Raw genomic sequence first — 19,930 nt, forward strand, 5'->3', positions numbered from 1 at the left:
GCTGAAACTTACCACTGTTGGGAATTCGCTTACACATAAAAACCCGTCTTGAAGAAGAAAACTTGATTTTATATTGAGTCGCCATGCGTTTGGCAGAAGCAGTTAAGCTGGCAATGGCTTTTATATAACATGCAATTCATAAAATTGCCTTCAATCGTCATCCATCCCGCAGATTATTCGGCTTCTGATTCTCACTCAAACCGATAAATGTCTAGCGATAGCGCTAGCGGGTGGAATGCCTCTTGTTGCGCCTCACGGTTGCTGCCTGCTCTTGCCATATCGCCGTTCGCGGTTAAGTCTGTTCGCCCTGCATGGGGAATCGCCTGAGGGAACGGGATGAGCATAGAGAAGACGCTGTTTGCCGCCGCCGACAAGATGCGCGGATCGATGGACGCTGGCGAATACAAGCACATCGCGCTCGGCCTGCTCTTCCTGCGCTATGTCTCGGTCTCCTTCCAGCGCCTGCATGACCGGCTGAGCGCGGAGGAGTATTCGGACCCGGAGGACCGCGACGAGTATCTGGCGGAGAACATCTTCTGGGTGCCGGAGAAGGCGCGCTGGTCCTTCATCGCGAAGAATGCGCGCAGTCCCGAGATCGGCGTCATGATAGACGATGCCATGCGCGAGATCGAGGCGGAGAACCCGTCGCTGAGGGGCGCGCTGCCCAAGGTCTTCGGCAAGGAGAGCCTGGACAAGACCATGCTGACTGGCCTCATCGGCCTGTTCACCAACGACATCAGGCTCGAAGGCACGCCGGCTGATTTCGACCTTATCGGCCGCATCTATGAATACTGCATCGGCGAGTTCGCCTCCTCGGAAGGCAAGCGCGGCGGCGAGTTCTACACGCCGAAGTCGGTGGTCAACACGCTGATCGAGATGATCGAGCCGACGAGGGGCCGCGTCTATGACCCCTGCTGCGGCACGGGCGGCTTCTTCGTGCAGTCGGAGAAGTTCATCGAGGCGCACAAGGGGCAGAAGAACGACATCGCCATCTATGGCCAGGAGCGCAACCATACCACCTTCGGCCTGGCGCGCATGAACCTCGCCATCCGCGGCATCTTCGCCGATATCCGCTGGAACTCCGAGGGCACGCTGGTCAAGGACGCCTTCCCGGACGAGCGCTTCGATTATGTGCTCGCCAACCCGCCCTTCAACATTTCCGACTGGTCGGGCGAGATGCTGCGCGAGGACGCCCGCTGGCGCTTCGGCGCGCCGCCCGCGGGCAACGCCAACTTCGCCTGGATCCAGCATATCCATGCGCGCCTCGCGGCATCGGGCATTGGCGGCGTGGTGATGGCGAATGGCTCCATGTCGTCCATGTCGGGCGGGGAGGGCGACATCCGCCGCGCCATGGTGGAAGGCGACGCCGTGGACGCCATGGTGGCGCTGCCCGGCCAGCTCTTCTACGGCACGCAGATCCCCGCCTGCCTGTGGATCCTGGCCAGGGACAAGTCCAACGGCGTGGCGAAGGACGCGACGCTGCGTGACCGGCGCGGCGAGGTGCTGTTCATCGACGCGCGCAAGATGGGCGCGCTGGTGCCCGGCAGCCGCAAGCAGAAGGAACTGTCGGACGACGAGATCGGAAAGATCGCGCGGGCCTATCACGCCTGGCGGGGCGAGCCGGACGCCGGGGCCTATGAGGACGAGCCGGGCTTCTGCAAGGCCGCCAGCAGGGAAGAGATCGCGAAGCACAATTACGTGCTCACGCCGGGCCGCTATGTGGGCGCGGGCGCAGCCGAGGATGACAGCGAACCCTTTGAGGAGAAGTTCGAGCGGCTGATGGGTGAACTTCGGGAGCAGTTTGCAGAAGGCCGCCGGCTGGAAGCCGAGATCGAGGCGCGGCTGGGGGGCTTGGGATGACAGTTGACCGGGTTCTTCTTGGAGATGTTGTTGATTTTCAAACCGGCTTTCCCTTCAGGAGTAAGGACTACTCCTCAGATGGATCGGGTCTTCGATTGCTCAGAGGAGATAATATCGCCCAGGGTTACCTGCGTTGGGAAAGTGCGAAGTTGTGGCCAGAGCCGCTTTCGCCAGATTTAGAAAAGTTTCAGTTGCAAGAACATGATGTCGTTCTCGCAATGGACCGTCCGTGGATCGAGGCTGGTCTAAAATATTCAGCCCTTTCATTGGATGACTTGCCTGCGTTACTGGTTCAACGTGTAGCGAGGCTGCGCGGCACAACAGCACTAGACGGTCGTTTCCTTCGGTATTTGATTGGTTCGGCGGATTTCACAGAGCACGTTCACAATATATCCACAGGAACAGCGGTTCCGCACATTAGCGGGCGAGATATATTGTCGTTTGAGTTCGAGTTGCCTCCTATAGCCGAACAACGCGAGATCGCGGCCATCCTCGGCGCGCTGGATGACAAGATCGAGTTGAACCGCAAGACGGCGGCGACGCTGGAGGCCATGGCCCGTGCGCTCTACCGGTCGTGGTTCGTGGATTTCGATCCGGTCCGCGCGAAGGCGGAAGGCCGCGCGCCCGCCCACATGGACGCCGCCACCGCCGCCCTCTTCCCCGACCGTTTCGGTGACGACGGCCTGCCGGAGGGGTGGGAGTGGTCAGAGGTGGGAAACGAACTTGTAATTATGGATGCCCAGCGCATCCCCTTATCCAAATCGCAACGAGCTGAAAAGAAAGGGTCGGTTCCCTACTATGGGGCCACTTCGGTCATGGATTTTGTTGACCAGGCATTGTTCAATGAAGAATTATTGCTTTTAGGTGAAGATGGGTCAGTTGTCACAACTGAAGGCAAGCCATTCACGCAGTATATTTGGGGCCCGTCGTGGGTGAATAACCATGCGCATGTTTTGAAAGGCAAACGGTTCTCAATCGGGCAGCTCAAGTGTTTTTTTGATCAAGTGGAAATCGCACCATTCGTAAACGGGGCGGTTCAGGCTAAGCTTAATCAAGGGAATATGAAGAAGATTCCTTACATGAAGGCAGGTGACCCTATTCATGCTGCGTTTGATGAATTCCTAGTTGTTTGGTTCGCCCGCATAAGAGCGGCTCACGACGAGATAAAAAATCTCGCCGCGTTGCGCGATGCGCTACTGCCCCGCCTGATGTCGGGCGAACTGCGGGTGGGCGAGGCGCGCGAGCAGGTGGAGGCGGTGGCATGAACGGCTTGCCGCTCATGAACAGCCGGTCGGTGATCCACAACGGCTCTTGCCGTCAACGGATGATCCGCAAGCCGTGCCGGGCCGGAAGGACGGGATGAGGGGTGTTTCATGTTCCGCGTTGACCGAGACCAGAACCGCATCTTCCGCCTCGACACGTGCCGCTTTGCCGACCTGAACCTGCGCGAGCGCGAGCACCTGCAAGAATGGCTCGCCAACCAGCCTGATGCGCTGGGCGAGGACCTGCTCATCATCCAGAAGGAGTTCGACGGCTTCGCCGACACGCGCGAGCGCCTTGACCTGCTGGCGCTCGACACGGACGGCCAGCTTGTCGTCATCGAGAACAAGCTGGACGATTCCGGCCGCGACGTGGCCTGGCAGGCGCTCAAATATGCCGCCTATGTCTCCAGCCTTACCCGAGCCCAGATCGTCGACATCTACCAGCTCTATCTCGACCGCCACTGCGGCGGCGGCAATGCCGTGCAGGCGATCTGCGAGTTCCTGGAGGTGGAGTCGCTGGAGGAAGTCGTGCTCAATCCCGGCCATGACCAGCGGCTGATCTTCATTGCCGCGAACTTCCGCAAGGAGGTGACGGCCACGGTGCTCTGGCTGCGTGAGCACCGCATCGACGCCCGCTGCTACAAGGTGGTGCCCTATCTCCATGGCGAGGAACTCTTCGTCGACATCCAGCCTGTCATCCCCACGCCGGAGGCGGCTGACTTCATGATCGGCATGGCCGAGAAGGAAACCGAGGCGAAGAGCGCGCAGGGCGCCATCCGCGAGACAAGCCGGATGCGCCTCGACTACTGGGCCCGCGCGCTGGACGGGCTGCGGGCGGCCAATGTGGACCTCTACAACAATATCAGCCCCGGCAAGGACCATTGGCTGAGCGCGGGCTCGGGTCTGCGGTCCTGCCCCTATGCGCTGATCCTCCTGAAGCGCGAGATCCGCGTGGAATTTAACTTTGCTCGTGCTGAAGCGGAGGAAAACAAATGGTTGTTCGACCGGCTGCATGAGCGCAAGGGTGAGATCGAGGCCGCCTTCGGCCACGAGATCGAATGGCTGCGGCTGGATAACAAGAAGGCGTCGCGCATCCAGTATGCCTTTGCCTGCGACGGCTATGACCGGGACCGCTGGGACGAGTATGTGGCCTGGCACGTCGAGCATATCCAGCGCTGGGAGAAGGCGCTCAAGGGGCCGCTGGCGGACCTGGCCGCAGCCTTGCGCCAGCGGGGTGGGGGTGAGGAATGGCATTCCTGAGCGAGGGCGACCTGGAAGACGCTTTCCTGGCCACGCTGGCCGAGCTTGGCCATGCCCGCATGTATGGCGTGCAGCACCTGCCGGAGGGCAGCGGCCGGCTGCGCGAGAGCTACCGCCAGGCCATCCTGGAGCCGGTGCTGATCGACAGCCTCAGGCGCATCAATCCGGGCCTGCCGGACAGTGCCTTGCGCGCCGCCGCCTTGAAGGTCACCGATCCGGTCTTCGCCACCGACCTGGTGCAGGAGAACCGCCGCATCCACCGCCTGCTCGTGGACGGCGTCAAGGTGACCTTCCTTGCCGATGGCGCGGAGGTGAACGGTGTCGTGCGGCTGGTGGACTGGGACGACCACGAGAACGACTGGCGCGCGGTCAGCCAGTTCGACGTGGTCGGCGTGTCGCCGCGCATCCCCGATGTGGTGGTCTTCCTGAACGGCATGCCGCTTGTCGTGGTGGAGTTGAAGGGCACCGAGGGCAAGGACATCGGCGCCGCCTTCAATCAGATCGAAACCTACAAGGCGCAGGTGCCGGACCTGTTCCGCACCACGCTGCTCAATGTCATCAGCGACGGGCACAATGCGCGTTACGGCTCGCTGTCGGCCGGGCTGGACCGCTTCATGGCCTGGCGCACGGTGAATGGCGAGGACCTCGTGCCGCCGGGCACCTTCGCGCTCGACACGCTGACTCGGGGGCTGTTGAATCGGCAGACCCTACTTTCCATGCTGCGCAGGTTCGTTGTCTTTGAGGACGAGGGACGCGGGCCGATCAAGAAGATTCCGGGTTACCACCAATATCACGCGGTGCAAAAGGCGATTCGCGCCATCCGCAATGCCCGTTGCAATGACGGCAAAGGCGGTGTCGTCTGGCACACGCAAGGCTCTGGCAAATCCTTGCTGATGACCTACCTCGCCGGGTGCCTGATGCATGACCCGGATCTTGAAAATCCCACCCTTCTGGTGCTGACCGACCGCAACGACCTCGACAACCAGCTCTTCGCGACCTTTGCCCGCTGCAAGGACGTGCTGGGTGAGGAGCCCGTGCAGGCCGATAGCATCGGCGACCTCAAGGCCCTGCTTGACCGCCAGGTCGGCGGTGTCGTCTTCTCCACCATTCAGAAGTTCCGGCCCGATGCCGGCGGGGTTTTCCCGGAGATCACGGCGCGCTCCAACGTCATCGTCATGGTGGACGAGGCGCACCGCACCCAATACGGCTTCGACGCCAAGGTGAGCAAGGAGGGCGACGTGCGCTTCGGCCTTGCCTACCAGCTGCGCCGGGCGCTGCCCAATGCCGTCTACGTGGCCTTCACCGGCACGCCGGTGGAGCTCGTTGGGGCCAATACGCGCGGCGTCTTCGGCGACTACATCGACGTCTACGACATCGCCCAGGCGGTGCAGGATGGCGCCACGGTGCCAATCTACTACGAGGCCCGTGTCGCTAGGATCAACCTCGATGAAGACCTCGCCGAACAGCTCGACGAGGAGTTCGATGAGGCGACCGAGGGCATGGCCGACGACGAGGCCAGTGCCATTGCCCGGAAGTGGTCGCAGGTGGAAGCGCTGGTCGGCGCCGATAAGCGCCTGGACACGGTCGTAGCCGACATCCTCGCGCATTTCGACGCGCGGCTGGAGGCCATCGACGGCAAGGCGATGATCGTCTGCATGAGCCGCCGGATCTGCGTTGAGGTATATGACCGGATCGTTGCTGCCCGCCCGGACTGGCACGGAGACACGGACGACGAGGGCATGGTCAAGGTGGTCATGACGGGCAGCGCGGCCGATCCCGCCGCCATGCAGCCACACATCCGCTCCAAGGCCCGCCAGGAGGTCATCCGCCGCCGCTACAAGAACCCGGACGATCCGTTGAAGCTGGTAATCGTGCGCGACATGTGGCTGACGGGCTTCGACGCGCCCTGTATGCACACGCTCTATGTCGACAAGCCGATGAAGGGCCACGGCCTCATGCAGGCCATCGCGCGGGTGAACCGGGTGTTCCGCGACAAGCCGGCCGGCCTTGTGGTCGACTATATCGGCATTGCCGCGGACCTGAAGAACGCGCTGGCGCACTACTCGAAGTCCGACCAGGCCCAGACCGGTGTCGACGAGGCCCAGGCCGTGGGGGCGTTCCTCGATGCGCTCGACGTGACCCGGCAGCACTTCCACGGCTTCGACTACCAGGCCGCCCTGCTGGGCGATGCCCGCGACCGGCTGCGCGTGCTGCCGGCGGCCATCGAGCACATTCTCGCGAAAGGCAGGGCCGACGACGGCGCCACGGTGAAGCGCTACCAGGACGCCGTCGCCGCGCTGGTGAAGGCCTTCAAACTCGCCTCCGGCAGTCAGCAGACGACCGATCATGCCGTCGAGGTCGCCTACTTCACGGCAGTGCGGACAGGCATCGACAAGCTGGACGCCAATCCGCGGAGCAGCGCGGCCGGAGGGTCCGACTTCGCCATCCAGCAACTCGTCAACAACGCCGTTGCCTCGACCGAGGTCGTGGACATCCTCGAGGCCTGCGGCTTCGACAGGCCGGATATCAGCGTCCTATCGGAGGAGTTCATGATCGAGCTCCAGACCATGAAACATAAAAACTTGGCCGTGGAGGCGCTGAAGAAGCTGCTGAACGGCGAGATCACCGCCCGCACCAGGACCAACGTTGTCAAGAAGGAGGAATTTTCCGCCCGCCTGGAACAGGCGATCGCCCGCTATCACAACCGCAGCGTGGACGCGCTCCAGATCATTCAGGAGCTCATCGAGATCGCCAAGGATTTGCGCCGGCAGCCGGAAGACGGGCTGAGCGACGCCGAGCGAGCCTTCTATGACGCGCTGGCGCAAAACAACAGCGCCGTCGAGGTGATGAGCAACGAGGCGCTGCAGGTCATCGCCACCGAGCTTGTGCAGACCGTGCGCAACAATGCCGGCACCGACTGGTGGCGCCGGGAGAATGTGCGCGCGAAGATGCGGGTCGCTGTGAAGATTCTCCAGCGCCACGGATACCCGCCCGACATGACCGCGGACGCCGTGAAGACGGTGTTGAAACAGGCCGAGGCGTTGGCTGCGGCGATGAGGTGAAACGGGCTTGCGGTGTTGAAGCGTGTCGTCGTGACGACGCAAGCCAAGAGAACCTGCGGAGATGGACTTTCCCCCCCTGGCACGGAGACGACGATGTCACCATGCCAAAAGGGGGATTGATGTCGCGCCTGCGTCAGACGGTGTTGAAGAGCTTAGCCTTGTCGAGGCGATCAGGCGGGATGCATTACCTGATCGTAAGCTCCGAATCCCGAGCCCGAGGGCTCCATCCGGTTAGGCTCATTGCCGAAGCAGTGAACCAGCATCGCGACCGGCTTGACTCCAACCTGGTCGCGACACGCGGTCGTAGTTCTCACCACGTTGCCGCGATCTTTGATTGCGTTCTTTGAACTACGGCAACAACCGAGCCGGGCGTCCGGACTACTACGTCCGGGGAGCTTGCGGCTCGATCTTCCGCTCGGCTGCGGCTGCCTCATAGCGCCCCCGTGGTTTGAGGGCTCACCGTTTATTTGTAAGGCCGCGGTCGTTAGCATTCCCGGGTCGGGAAGAGGCACGTCGCCTGTTGACAAGACATCGACGTTCAGTTCGTTCGTGGCGTTCGTGGCGTTCGTGGCGTTCGTGGCGTTCGTGGCGTTCGTGGCGTTCGTGGCGTTCGTGGCGTTTGTGGCGTTCGTCGCGTTCGTCAATAAGCAGCGTTCGTTGGGTTCGTTGCCCGAAGGCGCAGTCGTGGAGCCGCATGGCGTGGCGGGGATGCCCTGCACAACCAAACACTATAATAAGTGAATGCTGACTCATCTTCAAGTGGTTGCGGATCGTTTTTCACGTCGCCAAGCGATGCGAGCCATAGAAAATACGCAACGATTTCGTTTTTTGACCGGACATCTGCGCCGGCTCTTTCGGGTGCGGCAGGGCGCGGGATGATTTACAATGCCACCGAGGCGCGCTGCGTCATATTTGCAGCGCTTAGTCACTGCCCTTGAGACGGAGCGCCTCGGTAGTGCCGAGTTGGCGGGCTACGCCGCGTTGAGCATTTCCTCCTTTACGATGTCCAGTGCGTCCGTCGGGATGCTCCCGATCCACCTTAGCCAAGCCGCAATTCTGTCTCACCGGACGGGACCACCTCATTTGATGATGGGTCATGGTCGGAACAGCCTCGTTCGTGTGTGGTGATGCGCTGGTTGACTCAGGGAAGCTCGCTGGCGCGATCCGTATGTTCAGCAGTGCCTGTGTGTGCTGTCGATGCGATGGAACGCGCTGGTGACGCTCTATGAGCGTTTAGGCAGTCACGGCATTCGCGGCCTCGTGTTCACCTGTGCTTGCGGGCGCGGCGGAACTGGTTCTGGACGATGTCCCGGCCAGCTTGAGCAATTCTTCCTTGTAGATATCGAGCGTCTCAGCCGGAATGCGGCTGAACCAGTTGGCGACGCGCGGAAAACCGGCTCCGAGCCGCTCCTTCAGCAAACTGCCAGCCTTCGCGGCCTTTTCCCTTGCTTGAGCCTCGGCGGCAGCATCCGGGCCAATCGTTCCAGTCGCTGTCGACGTGACTACCGGCTGAGCGGCATTGCTGGCGGCAGACAACTTCTTGCTGCCATGCGAGCCCCGGGCTGTGTTGATCCGCTCGCTGATGTCCTTTTCTGACAGAACCTTGCCGGACCTGATCTCGCCTAAGACGCGTGCAGCCCGCATGTAGGTCTGTGCCGTGCGATCCGTCATGTCGAATTCGGCCTTGAGCCAGTCCTTGAATCGCCCGTGCTTCAGCTTGTCCTTCACCGCGACGAGATCAGCGCCGGTCGCGAGCATGTCGGCGACGCGGCTGCGCTGCCGGCTGCGGATGCGAATTGCGATCTGACGGATCTCAACCGCGTCGGCTACGGCGATGCCTTCATGGTCATGGCACGTGCCGGGCAGGGCGGGCTCCAGACCGGTTCGTCCGCTGCATTTCGAGCGCCTCGATGGCGTCAAGTTCGGTTTCGCTGATTTCGACATCATTGATCAGTTCGAGCATGGTGGCTCCATTGCACAAGTTCTCGATGCACCTTGTTATAGCGCTCGTGCAGGCGGGATGCTGAAAGGAAATCACGGACGTTGAGCAGGTCGCTGCTGATCCGGCTTTTGCTTGCGGCGCTTGCCGGTCACCGGTGATGGATCGAGCGAGAATGACGTAGACCGATCACCGGCAAAAATTCCGGTTGGGCGGAATCCGTCAACGCGAGGTAAACCAGCGTCAACCTTGGCGGCCATGCATGTTGACTTGGTCAATCTATAACGGCGAACACAGGTGCCTTCGATCCGGGATGCTCGCGGCGCCCCAACGCATCCCCATGGCAGATGCGGGGTTTCCTAGGACTTCGACGTGCCAACGTCGCGGGATCCGGCGCATGGGCGCAGCGCCTTGGTTCCTGGGTGCCGCTACCGAGTCAGCCATTCCCGGGTGCGGGATCGTAGCGACGACACCCGAGGTCAAGGGCCTGCAGCCCGCCGGTATCTGTGACCGACCGGTGGCGCGGCTGGAATTTTATCCCTTGATGTGCAGCACAGGATCACTTGACCTTCCAGCCACCTGAACGTCTAAATGATGCTTATGCGCTTCGTCCTGCTCTTGCTCGCATCCCTGTTCCTCGTGGCCACCCACCCTGCCGCAATGGCTGACAACGCGATGAACCATGCGGTGTCAGAATCCGGCCAGACCGGCGGCCATGACACGACAGGGTCTGACGAAAAAGGGCAGACCGGTGTGCCATGTTGCCAGGGCATGACCGGCAGCCAGGCGGGCGATGCCCATTGTCCGGCCGATTGCGCGGGACTGATACCCTTTGTGGTCGTGATGGCTTCTCCGCCCGGGCCCGCCGCCATTGGCGAAGCGCCTCCCGAGCCATTTTCACCCGTTCCGCAGTCGCTTCTGAAGCCCCCCATCCCCGTCTGATCCTTGAGTTGCGCCCGGCCTTCCGGGCGCTGGTTACGCACCGGACAAACGGGAATGACAGGAATGAACAGACGCATCTTCCTTGCCGGACTGGCTGTCACGCTCGCCATGCCTGCTGTCGCACAAGCCCATCAGGTCAAACGGCGAGCACGCTTCACGCTCGATCCGCAGTTCGAGCCGCGCATTGTGGCGTTCTCCGGTCATGAACCGGGAACGATCGTGATCGATACCAACAACCACTTCCTTTACCTGGTCACGGGTGAAGGCGAGGCGCGCCGCTACGGCGTGGGTGTCGGCAGGGCCGGTCTGGCCTTCAAGGGCTCGGCCGTTGTCGGCCGCAAGGCCAAATGGCCGGCCTGGCGTCCGACCGACAACATGATCCGGCGCAATCCGCGCCGCTACGCCCGCTATGCCAATGGCGTGCCGGGCGGGCCGGGAAACCCGCTGGGCGCCCGTGCGCTTTATCTCTATCGCGGGAAACGCGACACCATGTTCCGCATACATGGGACAACCGAGCCGTCATCCATTGGCCGGTCGGTGTCGAACGGCTGCATCCGCATGATCAACGAACACGTCGAGGACCTTTACGAGCGCGTGCCGGTCGGCACCCGTGTGGTCGTGATGTGAGACAGGAAAAAGAACCGATGAATATGTTCAGGAACGAACTTCTTGCCCTTACTCTGCTCGGCGGCATGACGGCGCCGGCGCTGGCGGCCGGCAACGGTGCTCCGATGACCGTCTACAAGTCGCCCTGGTGCGGCTGCTGCGAGGTCTGGGTCGATGCGGTGAAGGCGGCCGGCTTCGCCGTCGAGATCCGTGACATGGAAAACCTCGATCCGGTGAAGGCCCATGCCGGCGTGCCCGACGACATGGTGGCCTGCCACACGGCCATGCTGGATGTGGATGGCCGCAAATATGTGGTCGAGGGGCATGTGCCGCTGGAAGCCATCGACAAGCTGATGAGCGAGCGGCCGGATGTCCGCGGCATAGCCGTGCCGGGCATGCCGCAGGGATCGCTCGGCATGGGGCATGACGAGAACGCGCGTTACACCGTCCATTCCTTCTCCGGGCACGCAGGTGACGCGACACCGGTGTTCTTCGAGGCGGGTGTCCGATGAGGGCATCGATGAGCGGTCTGGCCCTCGCGGGGCTCCTTGCAGGACTGGCACTTGGCGGCCCGGCGGGTGCGGCAGGTCTCCTCGAGCCCGATGAGCGGGAAATCGTGGCGCGCGGCGAGACAATTTATTCGGATCACTGTGCCGCCTGCCACGGGGCCGACCTTGAAGGCGAACCCGATTGGCGGACGCGCAAGGACAACGGGCGCATGCCCGCACCCCCGCATGACGAAACGGGCCATACCTGGCATCATCCCGACCAGATCCTTTTCGACATCACCAAATTGGGAATCGTGAAAGCAGCAGGGCTCAAGAACTACACGTCCGACATGCCCATCTACGGCGAGATCCTGAGCGACGACGAGATCATCGCCGTCCTGTCATGGATCAAGGCGCAGTGGCCGGACGAGGTGCGTGCGCTGCATGACCAGATGAATGCGCGCTACGCCCGGGAGCGTGAATGAGTGGCGGGCGCCACCGGCTGGCGCGGTGGCGCCCGTTTCGTCCCGCAGTTCGGGATCCTCAAGCCATTGCTTGACCTTCCAGTGGATGGAAAGCCCATCTTCTTGTCATGGAACACGAGCATCACCAGCATCATCCCCGCGACGTTCACGAAGCCCCGGGCAATACCGTCACCGATCCCGTCTGCGGGATGCATGTAAAGCCCGGCAAGGATACGCTGTCCGCATCCTACAAGGGTGAGACCTATCACTTCTGTTCGCGCAAATGCCATGACCGCTTCGAGGCGGACCCCTGGCACTTCGCCAGCGGCCGCGCCATGGGCAGGACCGGCATGGATGGCAAGGCGCGGCAATATACCTGCCCGATGCATCCGGAGATCGTCCGCGACGAGCCGGGAAGCTGCCCGATCTGCGGCATGGCGCTGGAGCCCGTTACTGCCGCGCCTGACGAAAAGAATGAGGAACTGATCGACTTCACGCGGCGCATGTGGATCGCCGTCGCAGCCGCCGTGCCACTGATAATCCTGACCATGGGGCCGATGGCCGGTCTTCCCGTCCGCGACTGGATCGGCCACCGAACAGCCGGCATCGCCGAGTTCATTCTCGCGACGCCAGTGGTCATGTGGGTGGCGCTGCCATTCTTCAGGCGCGGATGGTCGTCCATTGTCAATGTCTCGCCGAACATGTGGACGCTGATCTCGATCGGCGTCGCATCCGCCTATGTCTACTCCGTTTTCGCCGTGTTCCTGCCGGACCTGTTCCCTGCCGATTATCGCGGCGACGGCGGTGTCGGCACCTATTTCGAGGCGGCGGTCGTCATCGTCGCGCTGATCTTTGTAGGGCAGGTGCTGGAGTTGCGCGCGCGGGAGAAGACCGGCGATGCGATCCGGGCACTGATGGACCTTGCACCGAAGACTGCGCGGCGGATCACACCGGACGGTAACGAGTATGACGCGCCGCTGGAAAACATCCTGACCGGTGACAGGCTGCGGGTGCGCCCGGGCGACAGCGTGCCGGTGGATGGCGTCCTGCTTGAAGGGCATTCCTCCATCGATGAAAGCATGATCACGGGTGAGCCTGTTCCCGTCGAAAAGACAGCGGGCGACAGCGTGACCGGCGGCACGCTCAACGGCAGCGGCTCCTTCGTCATGGAAGCGACAAAGGTCGGTGCCGACACCATGCTGTCGCAGATCGTCGACATGGTCGCCAATGCGCGGCGGTCGCGGGCGCCCATCCAGGGCATGGCAGACCGTGTTTCGTCGGTGTTCGTGCCGGCGGTGGTGCTGGCGGCCATCGTCTCCTTCATCGCCTGGTCCGTTTTCGGCCCGGAACCGGCCCTTGCCTTCGCCTTTGTCTCCGCCGTCTCGGTGCTGATCATTGCCTGCCCCTGCGCGCTCGGCCTGGCCACGCCCATTTCCATCACGACGGCGGCGGGACGTGGCGCGCAAGCAGGTGTGCTGATCAAGGATGCCGAAGCGCTGGAGCGCATGGCCAGGGTCGACACGCTGGTCGTGGACAAGACCGGCACGTTGACGGAGGGCAGACCGAAACTCACCGATGCGATAGCGGTGAACGGGTTCGAGGATGCGCAGGTGGTGGCATTGGCGGCCAGCCTGGAGCGCGGCTCGGAACATCCGCTGGCCGAGGCCATCGTCGAGGGCGCTCAGGACCGGGGACTCGAGCTTGCAGACGCCACCGCTTTCGAAGCCGTCACCGGCAAGGGCGTCAGGGGCGAAGTGGCCGGCAAGGCGCTGATGCTGGGCAATGACGCGCTCATGAAAGAGGCCGGCATCGACGTGGGCGAGGCCGCGGGCAAAGTCGCGGATCTGCGCGCGGATGGTAAGACGGCGATGTTCCTCGCCGTGGATGGCCAGATCGCGGGTATCGTCGCGGTTTTCGATCCGGTCAAGGAGGGCACCCCGGCTGCCATCGAGGCGCTGCACAAGGCGGGCCTGACCATCATCATGGCAACCGGCGACAATGAACAGACAGCGCGCGCCGTGGCCGGAACGCTTGGAATCGACGACGTGCGCGCCGGAGTGCTTCCGGAGGACAAGAAGAAGCTGGTCGACGAACTGCACCGCAAGGGCCGCAAGGTTGCCATGGCGGGCGACGGGGTGAACGACGCGCCGGCGCTGGCGGCGGCGGAAGTTGGCATCGCGATGGGCACGGGGGCTGACGTGGCGGTGGAAAGCGCCGGCATCACGCTGCTGCGTGGCGACCTGACCGGCATCGTGCGGGCGCGCAACCTGGCGCGGGCGACGCTGCGCAACATCAAGCAAAACCTGTTTTTCGCCTTCGTCTACAACGGGGCGGGAATCCCGATCGCAGCGGGTATCCTCTATCCGCTGACCGGAACCCTGTTGTCGCCCATGATCGCGGCAGCGGCCATGAGTCTCTCGTCGGTTTCGGTCATTTCCAATTCGCTGCGACTGCGCCGTATCGACCTCGACACTTGACCTTCCGGCAAGGGGAAGGTCTATTTGTAAGCCATGCGCATGGTTCTCGCGATCTGTCTGGCCTTTGTGTTCATGCTCGCCCATCCAGGTGTGCCGGGCGAACCGGCGCTCGCGCGACAGGCGGAGACGGCAGCCGCCACCACTGCCAAAGACCATGCCCATCGCGAAGGTCCTGCCGTCGAGACTGCGCAAGAACATCCCTGCTGTCCCGGCATGGCTGGTGTCGGCGTGACCCATGGAAAGGCGAGCCATTGCAGCATTGATGGCGGTTTCGTCCACGCATATCCGGTCGGCCTCGTCTCCAGCGGTCCCCGCATCCAGGTCTCGCCTTTCGCGCAAAGCCTGCAGGAAGCCGACCCCGGCGCCATCCTTCATCCTCCCATGTCCGTCTGATCCACCCGGCCTGCGCCCGGTTCCGCGGCGCAGCGCCATCAGGATCACTCGTCGACCGACGACTCGTCGTCGGCTTCGCCATGACAGGAGAACAGGATCATGAATATCGGCCAGGCGGCGCAACGCGCCAATCTCCCGCCAAAGACCATCCGCTATTACGAGGACATCGCGCTCATCAAGCCGGATCGCGCACAGAACGGCTATCGCGATTATTCGGAGGCCGACATCCACCGGCTGCGCTTTCTCCAGCGTTCCCGCAGCCTCGGCTTCACCATCGAGGAATGCCGCACGCTGCTCTCGCTCTATGAGGACAAGCACCGGGCAAGCGCCGACGTGAAGGCACTGGCACGACAGAAGATCACCGAGATCGACCGCAAGATGAAGGAACTGAAATCGCTGCGCGAAACGCTTTCCGTGCTGGTGGAGCATTGCCATGGCGACGAGCGGCCGGACTGCCCGATCATCGAAAGCCTTGCCGGAGGGCGCGATCAATGAACAACCGCATCGTGCTTGCCGCCATCGCGGCGATTGCCCTGGCACTTCTGGGGCTTCGCCTTTTTCTGGATGATGGCTCCGGGAAAGCGCCGGGCTTCGGTGCTGCCCTAGCCGATGTCACCGTGCCGCCGCTCGCTGGCGCAGCGCTTGAGGGCAAGGCGGTCTTCGACGCCAATTGCGCGACGTGCCACGGCAAAAATGCGGCCGGGCGCGACGGATCGGGGCCGCCGCTGGTCCATCCGATCTATCGTCCCGGCCACCATGCCGATGCGTCCTTCATCCTCGCCGCGCGCAACGGGGTCATCTCCCATCATTGGCGCTTCGGCAACATGCCGCCCGTTCCGGAGGTGACCGATGACGAGGTGAAGAAGGTCGCCGCCTATGTGCGGACGTTGCAACGGGCCAACGGGATTGAATAGACGGCATGCGCGAACAATGCGCATGAACGGATGACACCCGATCAACGGGCCATCAGTGGGAAAAGGAGAGAAACATGAAGAGCAAAGCCATCGTCGCAGCTGCGGCATTTTCGCTCGCGGGCGCAGTTGTCGCCTTCGCCCATGGCGGCGCCACCGGAATTGTAAAGGAACGCATGGAGGCCATGGAATCCATGGGTGACACCATGAAGGCGCTGAAGCCGATGATGCAGGGAAGGGTCGCCTATGACGCAGATACGGTGCGCAGCGGCGCAAGGTCGATCCGTGACCATGCCGCGCAGATAGACGGTCTGTTCCCCGAGGGCAGTGATGGAGAGCCGTCCGAGGCCCGTCCGGAGGTTTGGACTGAACGGGCGGATTTCACGGCCTTGGCCGAGCGGCTGGAGGTTCTGGCCTCCGGGCTGGAAGCGGCTGCCGACAACGGCATCGCCAAAAGCGACCGCCAGGGCATGATGATGGGTGTCGGCCAAGGCATGATGATGGGTGGCGGTCAGGGCATGATGATGGGTGGTGGCGCGCCGCTTCCCGATCTCGCGCACTTGGCTGAAATGCCAGCCAGCGGTGTTTTTGCCATGGTCGCCCAGGCATGTTCGTCCTGTCACAGCCGCTATCGCATGGAAGATGAATAGACCGATGCGCAGAGGTCTTGCCATGCTTTCTGCCGTGCTGGTGCTGACCGGCGCGGCCGTCTCCGCCGTTACCTTTTGGCCGATTGGACGGCAGACCGAACCGATCATGATCATTGGCGATGCGTCGCGGGGCGCCTATCTGGCCCGCATGGCAGGTTGCATCACTTGCCATACCGATGGCGAGAACGGCGGAGCACCGCTCGCCGGCGGTGTCCGGCTGAAGACCGGCTTCGGGACATTCGTCACGCCGAACCTGACAACCGACAGACAGGAGGGGATCGGCGCATGGACCCTTGAGACCTTCGACCGCGCGGTTAGGCAGGGGATTTCGCCATCCGGCGCACCCTATTATCCTGCTTTTCCCTATGCGTTCTATGGCAGGTTCAGCGATCGCGATATTGCCGATCTTTGGGCCGCGTTCCAGACCGTGCCGCCAGTAGGCCTTGATGCCGGAGCGCATGACATACGCTTTCCGTTCAACATTCGCGCCGGTCTCAAGCTCTGGCGCGCCGCCTTCATCGATCTGGCGCCATTCAATCCCGATCCAGCCAGGAGCGAAATCTGGAACCGGGAAAATACATCGTTGAAGGGCCCGCGCATTGCGGTGCCTGTCATACGCCGCGCAATGCCTTTGGCGCCCGGCAGACGGACTACCGGCTACAAGGTTCGGATTCGCTGCCGGGCAACGGCAAGAGCGCCGGCCATAACACCATCCAGCCTGAAGGACAGGGGATGGACCGTGTCCGATCTTTCCTATGCCCTGAAGACGGGTCTGCTTCCCGATGGCGATGCCTTTGGCGGGGCCATGGGCGAGGTCGTCAATCAGGGCACTGCATTTCTCACCGACAGCGATCGCAAGGCTATCGCAACGTATCTTCTGGAGACCCAATAGCGCCATGAGAACCGACCGACGTCAATTTCTCGGCCTTGCCGGTGGCGGGCTGCTTGCTTCCCTTCTGTCGCCGCGCGCCGGCGGGTCCGCCTGGGCCGGCGACGGCTTTATCGAATTGAAGGCGATGCCGTCGGAACATCGGCTTGGCGGGGCGGACAGCGCCTTGTCCAGCCTCTGGACCTATAACGGCGTGAGCCCGGGACCGGAAATCCGCGTCCGCCAGGGCGAAAGGGTGCGGGTGCGCCTCGTCAATGAACTGGAAGAGCCGACATCCATCCATTGGCATGGCATCCGCATCGACAATGCCATGGATGGCGTTTCCGGGCTCACACAGGATGCAGTGCCGCCGGGCGCTGTGTTCGACTATGATTTCGTGGCGCCCGACGCCGGGACCTACTGGTATCATGCCCACAACAAGAGCTGGAACCAGGTGGGGCGCGGCCTCTACGGTTCGCTGATCGTGGAGGAGCGCGAGCCGGTCTTTGCGCCCGCGCAGGATATGACGCTCGTGATCGACGACTGGCGGCTCGATCGGGATGGCAGGCTCGATACCGCCAGTTTCGGGTCGATCATGGACTGGAGCCATGGCGGACGGCTCGGCAACTGGCCAACGGTCAATGGCGAATACAGGCCGTCCTTTGACATGGAGCGGGACCGCCCGGCCCGGCTGCGTCTGATCAACGTGTCCAATGCACGGATTCTTGCCCTCGACCCGTCGCGGTTCGGTGCCCTTGTGCTGGCTTGGGATGGTCAGCCCTTACCGGCAGCGGCACCTCTCGGTTATGCGCCATTGCTTCTCGGACCGGGCCAGCGCGTTGACCTGCTGGTTGTGCCGGATGAGGATTTCATGCTTGAAGAGGTCTCCGCCGACCAGCCGTTCCCGCTTGCCGCGTTCACCGTCAGCGGCGATGGCGGCACGAAGCCAAAGCCCTTGCCGGCAAGCTTGCCCCTCAACGCCCTGCCGGAGCCCGATCTCGTCAATGCGAGAAAAATAAGGGTGAACATGGCCGGCGGAGCCATGGGCGGACCGGTATCGATCACATACAAGGGCAAGGTGCTGGAGGGAGAGGACTATCGCCGAACAGGCCAGGTATGGGCCTTCAACGGGCAGGCCAACAAGATGGACGCGCCGCTATTCTCGGCACGGCGCGGCGAGACAGTGATCATCGAGACGACGAATGACACGGCCTTCGCCCATGCAATGCACACGCATGGTCATCATTTCCGGGTGATCGCGCGAAGCGGCGCCGACGTGGATGACGGCCAGCCCTGGCGTGATACTTTCCTGATCGGACCGGGCAGACGACGGCGATCGCCTTCGTCGCCGACAATCCCGGCAAATGGCTCTATCATTGCCACATGCTGGAACATTCCGCCGCAGGCATGACATGCTGGTTCGAGGTGAAGGCATGAAGACGATCAATCGCAGAACCCTTCTGGCGGGAACAGGCGCGCTGACTGTTGCGGCAGCCGCTGGTTACGGCCTCACGCGAGGGCGAGTCAGCACTGTCGCCCTTGCTGAAGGCCGTGTCCGGCTGGCCATGCCGCCGCTGCTCGACACTACGGAAACCGGCAGGCTCGATCTCACGGCACTTTCCGGAGAAACCCGCTTTTTCAGCGGCGCGCCGTCGCGCACGTTTGGTTACAACCAGGCTTACCTTGGCCCGACTGTCCGTATGCGCAACGGTCCGCTCGCCGCCCGGGTTCAGAATGCGCTGGATGATCCGGTGACGGTGCACTGGCACGGTTTGATCGTGCCGGGCGAGCATGATGGCGGCCCGCATTCGCCTATCCGTCCGGGCGGTGTCTGGTCTCCGGACATGCATCTGGACCAGGCGCCGGGAACACCGTTCTATCACACACATGTTCATGGCCAGACCGCCAGCCACGTCTACCGCGGACTTGCCGGGGTCATCCATATGACCGATGGCCGCGACGACGACCGCGGACTTCCAACCTCATATGGCGTTGATGACCTCACCCTGGTCCTTCAGGATCGGCGTTTCGATGAACAGGGCCGCATGATCTATGACCTGTCGATGATGGACGTGATGCACGGTTTCACCGGCGACACGATGCTTGTCAATGGCCAGCCGTCGCCTGTGGCTGCAGTTCCGCGCGCCGTCGTCCGTCTCCGCCTCGTCAACGGTTCCAACGCCAGGATCTATTCCCTGTTCGCCGAAGACGGGCGGCCGCTTCACCTGGTCGCGAGCGATGGCGGCTACCTGCCCGAACCGGTGGCCGTTGAAGTGCTGCAACTCGGGCCGGGGGAGCGGGCGGAAATCCTTGTCGATTTCACTGGCGGACAGCCGACGACACTGATGAGCCGGGATGACCCCAACCAGGGACCAGCAGGCATGATGGGACGCTTTGGCGCGATGTTGGACGCCGTGATCCCGGGTTCGTTTCCGGTCCTGCCGCTGCTGGTGGACGAGACGCTGCCGGCCCGCATCAGAACCGTCCCCGACCGTCTTTCCGATCCGTTGCCTGCCTTGGCGCAGGAGGTTGTGGCGACACGCCGCTTCTCGCTCGACATGGGAATGCGTGGCATGATGGGAGGCATGATGCGCCGGGGCGGAATGATGGGCGGTTTCGCGATCAACGGCCGGCCCTTCGACATGAACCGGATCGACCTTGAGGTAAAGCGCGATACGGTGGAGCGCTGGGTCGTTTCGAGCCCGATGCTGTCCCATCCCTTCCATGTTCACGGCGCGGTATTTCGTG

At 62.7% G+C, this 19,930-nt stretch carries 17 protein-coding genes and 1 pseudogene; 17 read left to right on the top strand and 1 reads right to left on the bottom strand.

Going from position 1 to position 19,930, the window contains the following annotated elements; all coding sequences use genetic code 11:
* Positions 1-336: 336 nt before the first annotated feature.
* The 5 genes from R3D65_RS09570 to R3D65_RS09590 all read left to right on the top strand — a co-directional run bounded on the left by R3D65_RS09570 (position 337) and on the right by R3D65_RS09590 (position 8,185).
* Positions 337-1,860 carry an N-6 DNA methylase gene (locus tag R3D65_RS09570; protein WP_371274980.1) on the top strand — a complete coding sequence of 508 codons (1,524 nt, stop codon included), beginning with the start codon at positions 337-339 and terminating at the stop codon, positions 1,858-1,860.
* A complete protein-coding gene (locus R3D65_RS09575) occupies positions 1,857-3,125 on the top strand; it encodes a restriction endonuclease subunit S (RefSeq protein WP_371274981.1) in 1,269 nt (422 codons plus the stop codon). The genes R3D65_RS09570 and R3D65_RS09575 overlap by 4 nt, the downstream gene beginning before the upstream one ends.
* 108 nt (positions 3,126-3,233) lie before the next feature.
* Positions 3,234-4,382 (top strand): DUF4268 domain-containing protein, encoded by a 1,149-nt coding sequence (locus R3D65_RS09580; protein WP_371274982.1) that lies wholly within the window; start codon positions 3,234-3,236, stop codon positions 4,380-4,382.
* Positions 4,370-7,444: a type I restriction endonuclease subunit R gene (locus tag R3D65_RS09585; protein ID WP_371274983.1), complete on the top strand. Its 3,075-nt coding sequence runs from the start codon at positions 4,370-4,372 to the stop codon at positions 7,442-7,444. Before R3D65_RS09580 ends, R3D65_RS09585 begins: the two co-directional genes overlap by 13 nt.
* Before the next feature lie 549 nt (positions 7,445-7,993).
* The gene (locus R3D65_RS09590; protein ID WP_371274984.1) at positions 7,994-8,185 is read left to right on the top strand and encodes a hypothetical protein; all 192 of its coding nucleotides are present in this window, start codon (positions 7,994-7,996) and stop codon (positions 8,183-8,185) included.
* A gap of 492 nt (positions 8,186-8,677) precedes the next feature.
* Here R3D65_RS09590 and R3D65_RS09595 read toward each other — a convergent pair whose 3' ends face one another.
* Entirely contained in the window at positions 8,678-9,388 is a 711-nt protein-coding gene (locus R3D65_RS09595; protein WP_371274985.1) for a DUF3102 domain-containing protein, read from the bottom strand.
* Positions 9,389-9,974: 586 nt separating this feature from the next.
* Here R3D65_RS09595 and R3D65_RS09600 point away from each other — a divergent pair.
* The 12 genes and pseudogenes from R3D65_RS09600 to R3D65_RS09655 form a co-directional block, all read left to right on the top strand.
* Positions 9,975-10,325, top strand: coding sequence for a hypothetical protein (locus R3D65_RS09600; protein WP_371274986.1), 351 nt, complete (start codon positions 9,975-9,977; stop codon positions 10,323-10,325).
* Between the two features lie 63 nt (positions 10,326-10,388).
* Positions 10,389-10,952 carry a L,D-transpeptidase gene (locus tag R3D65_RS09605; RefSeq protein ID WP_371274987.1) on the top strand — a complete coding sequence of 188 codons (564 nt, stop codon included), beginning with the start codon at positions 10,389-10,391 and terminating at the stop codon, positions 10,950-10,952.
* A gap of 17 nt (positions 10,953-10,969) precedes the next feature.
* Positions 10,970-11,443 (top strand): DUF411 domain-containing protein, encoded by a 474-nt coding sequence (locus R3D65_RS09610; protein WP_371274988.1) that lies wholly within the window; start codon positions 10,970-10,972, stop codon positions 11,441-11,443.
* An 8-nt stretch (positions 11,444-11,451) separates the two neighbouring features.
* Positions 11,452-11,904: a cytochrome c gene (locus R3D65_RS09615; protein ID WP_371274989.1), complete on the top strand. Its 453-nt coding sequence runs from the start codon at positions 11,452-11,454 to the stop codon at positions 11,902-11,904.
* Positions 11,905-12,011: 107 nt separating this feature from the next.
* Positions 12,012-14,360: a heavy metal translocating P-type ATPase gene (locus R3D65_RS09620; protein ID WP_371274990.1), complete on the top strand. Its 2,349-nt coding sequence runs from the start codon at positions 12,012-12,014 to the stop codon at positions 14,358-14,360.
* Positions 14,361-14,393: 33 nt separating this feature from the next.
* On the top strand, positions 14,394-14,753 hold the full coding sequence (locus R3D65_RS09625) for a hypothetical protein (protein WP_371274991.1): 360 nt from the start codon (positions 14,394-14,396) through the stop codon (positions 14,751-14,753).
* 99 nt (positions 14,754-14,852) lie between these two features.
* Positions 14,853-15,248, top strand: coding sequence for a Cu(I)-responsive transcriptional regulator (gene cueR / locus R3D65_RS09630; protein ID WP_371274992.1), 396 nt, complete (start codon positions 14,853-14,855; stop codon positions 15,246-15,248).
* Positions 15,245-15,667, top strand: coding sequence for a cytochrome c (locus R3D65_RS09635; protein WP_371274993.1), 423 nt, complete (start codon positions 15,245-15,247; stop codon positions 15,665-15,667). Before cueR ends, R3D65_RS09635 begins: the two co-directional genes overlap by 4 nt.
* 74 nt (positions 15,668-15,741) lie before the next feature.
* Positions 15,742-16,314, top strand: a complete 573-nt coding sequence (locus R3D65_RS09640; RefSeq protein ID WP_371274994.1) for a cytochrome c — start codon at positions 15,742-15,744, stop codon at positions 16,312-16,314.
* Positions 16,315-16,336: 22 nt separating this feature from the next.
* Positions 16,337-17,206 (top strand): cytochrome C, encoded by an 870-nt coding sequence (locus tag R3D65_RS09645; protein ID WP_371274995.1) that lies wholly within the window; start codon positions 16,337-16,339, stop codon positions 17,204-17,206.
* A 124-nt stretch (positions 17,207-17,330) separates the two neighbouring features.
* Positions 17,331-18,619, top strand: a pseudogene (locus R3D65_RS09650) (multicopper oxidase family protein).
* The coding region (locus R3D65_RS09655) for a multicopper oxidase family protein (protein WP_371274996.1) at positions 18,616-19,930 on the top strand (1,315 nt) is incomplete at its 3' end. The pseudogene R3D65_RS09650 and the gene R3D65_RS09655, both read left to right, overlap by 4 nt.

Source organism: Zhengella sp., from assembly GCF_041397485.1.
GTDB lineage: Bacteria > Pseudomonadota > Alphaproteobacteria > Rhizobiales > Rhizobiaceae > Zhengella.

Coding starts and splice junctions, on each gene's coding strand:
- R3D65_RS09570 (WP_371274980.1), top strand. CDS start 337: ATGAGCATAGAGAAGACGCTGTTTGCCGCCGCCGACAAGATGCGCGGA.
- R3D65_RS09575 (WP_371274981.1), top strand. CDS start 1,857: ATGACAGTTGACCGGGTTCTTCTTGGAGATGTTGTTGATTTTCAAACC.
- R3D65_RS09580 (WP_371274982.1), top strand. CDS start 3,234: ATGTTCCGCGTTGACCGAGACCAGAACCGCATCTTCCGCCTCGACACG.
- R3D65_RS09585 (WP_371274983.1), top strand. CDS start 4,370: ATGGCATTCCTGAGCGAGGGCGACCTGGAAGACGCTTTCCTGGCCACG.
- R3D65_RS09595 (WP_371274985.1), bottom strand. CDS start 9,388: ATGTCGAAATCAGCGAAACCGAACTTGACGCCATCGAGGCGCTCGAAA.
- R3D65_RS09600 (WP_371274986.1), top strand. CDS start 9,975: ATGATGCTTATGCGCTTCGTCCTGCTCTTGCTCGCATCCCTGTTCCTC.
- R3D65_RS09605 (WP_371274987.1), top strand. CDS start 10,389: ATGAACAGACGCATCTTCCTTGCCGGACTGGCTGTCACGCTCGCCATG.
- R3D65_RS09610 (WP_371274988.1), top strand. CDS start 10,970: ATGAATATGTTCAGGAACGAACTTCTTGCCCTTACTCTGCTCGGCGGC.
- R3D65_RS09615 (WP_371274989.1), top strand. CDS start 11,452: ATGAGCGGTCTGGCCCTCGCGGGGCTCCTTGCAGGACTGGCACTTGGC.
- R3D65_RS09620 (WP_371274990.1), top strand. CDS start 12,012: ATGGAACACGAGCATCACCAGCATCATCCCCGCGACGTTCACGAAGCC.
- R3D65_RS09625 (WP_371274991.1), top strand. CDS start 14,394: ATGCGCATGGTTCTCGCGATCTGTCTGGCCTTTGTGTTCATGCTCGCC.
- cueR (WP_371274992.1), top strand. CDS start 14,853: ATGAATATCGGCCAGGCGGCGCAACGCGCCAATCTCCCGCCAAAGACC.
- R3D65_RS09635 (WP_371274993.1), top strand. CDS start 15,245: ATGAACAACCGCATCGTGCTTGCCGCCATCGCGGCGATTGCCCTGGCA.
- R3D65_RS09640 (WP_371274994.1), top strand. CDS start 15,742: ATGAAGAGCAAAGCCATCGTCGCAGCTGCGGCATTTTCGCTCGCGGGC.
- R3D65_RS09645 (WP_371274995.1), top strand. CDS start 16,337: ATGCTTTCTGCCGTGCTGGTGCTGACCGGCGCGGCCGTCTCCGCCGTT.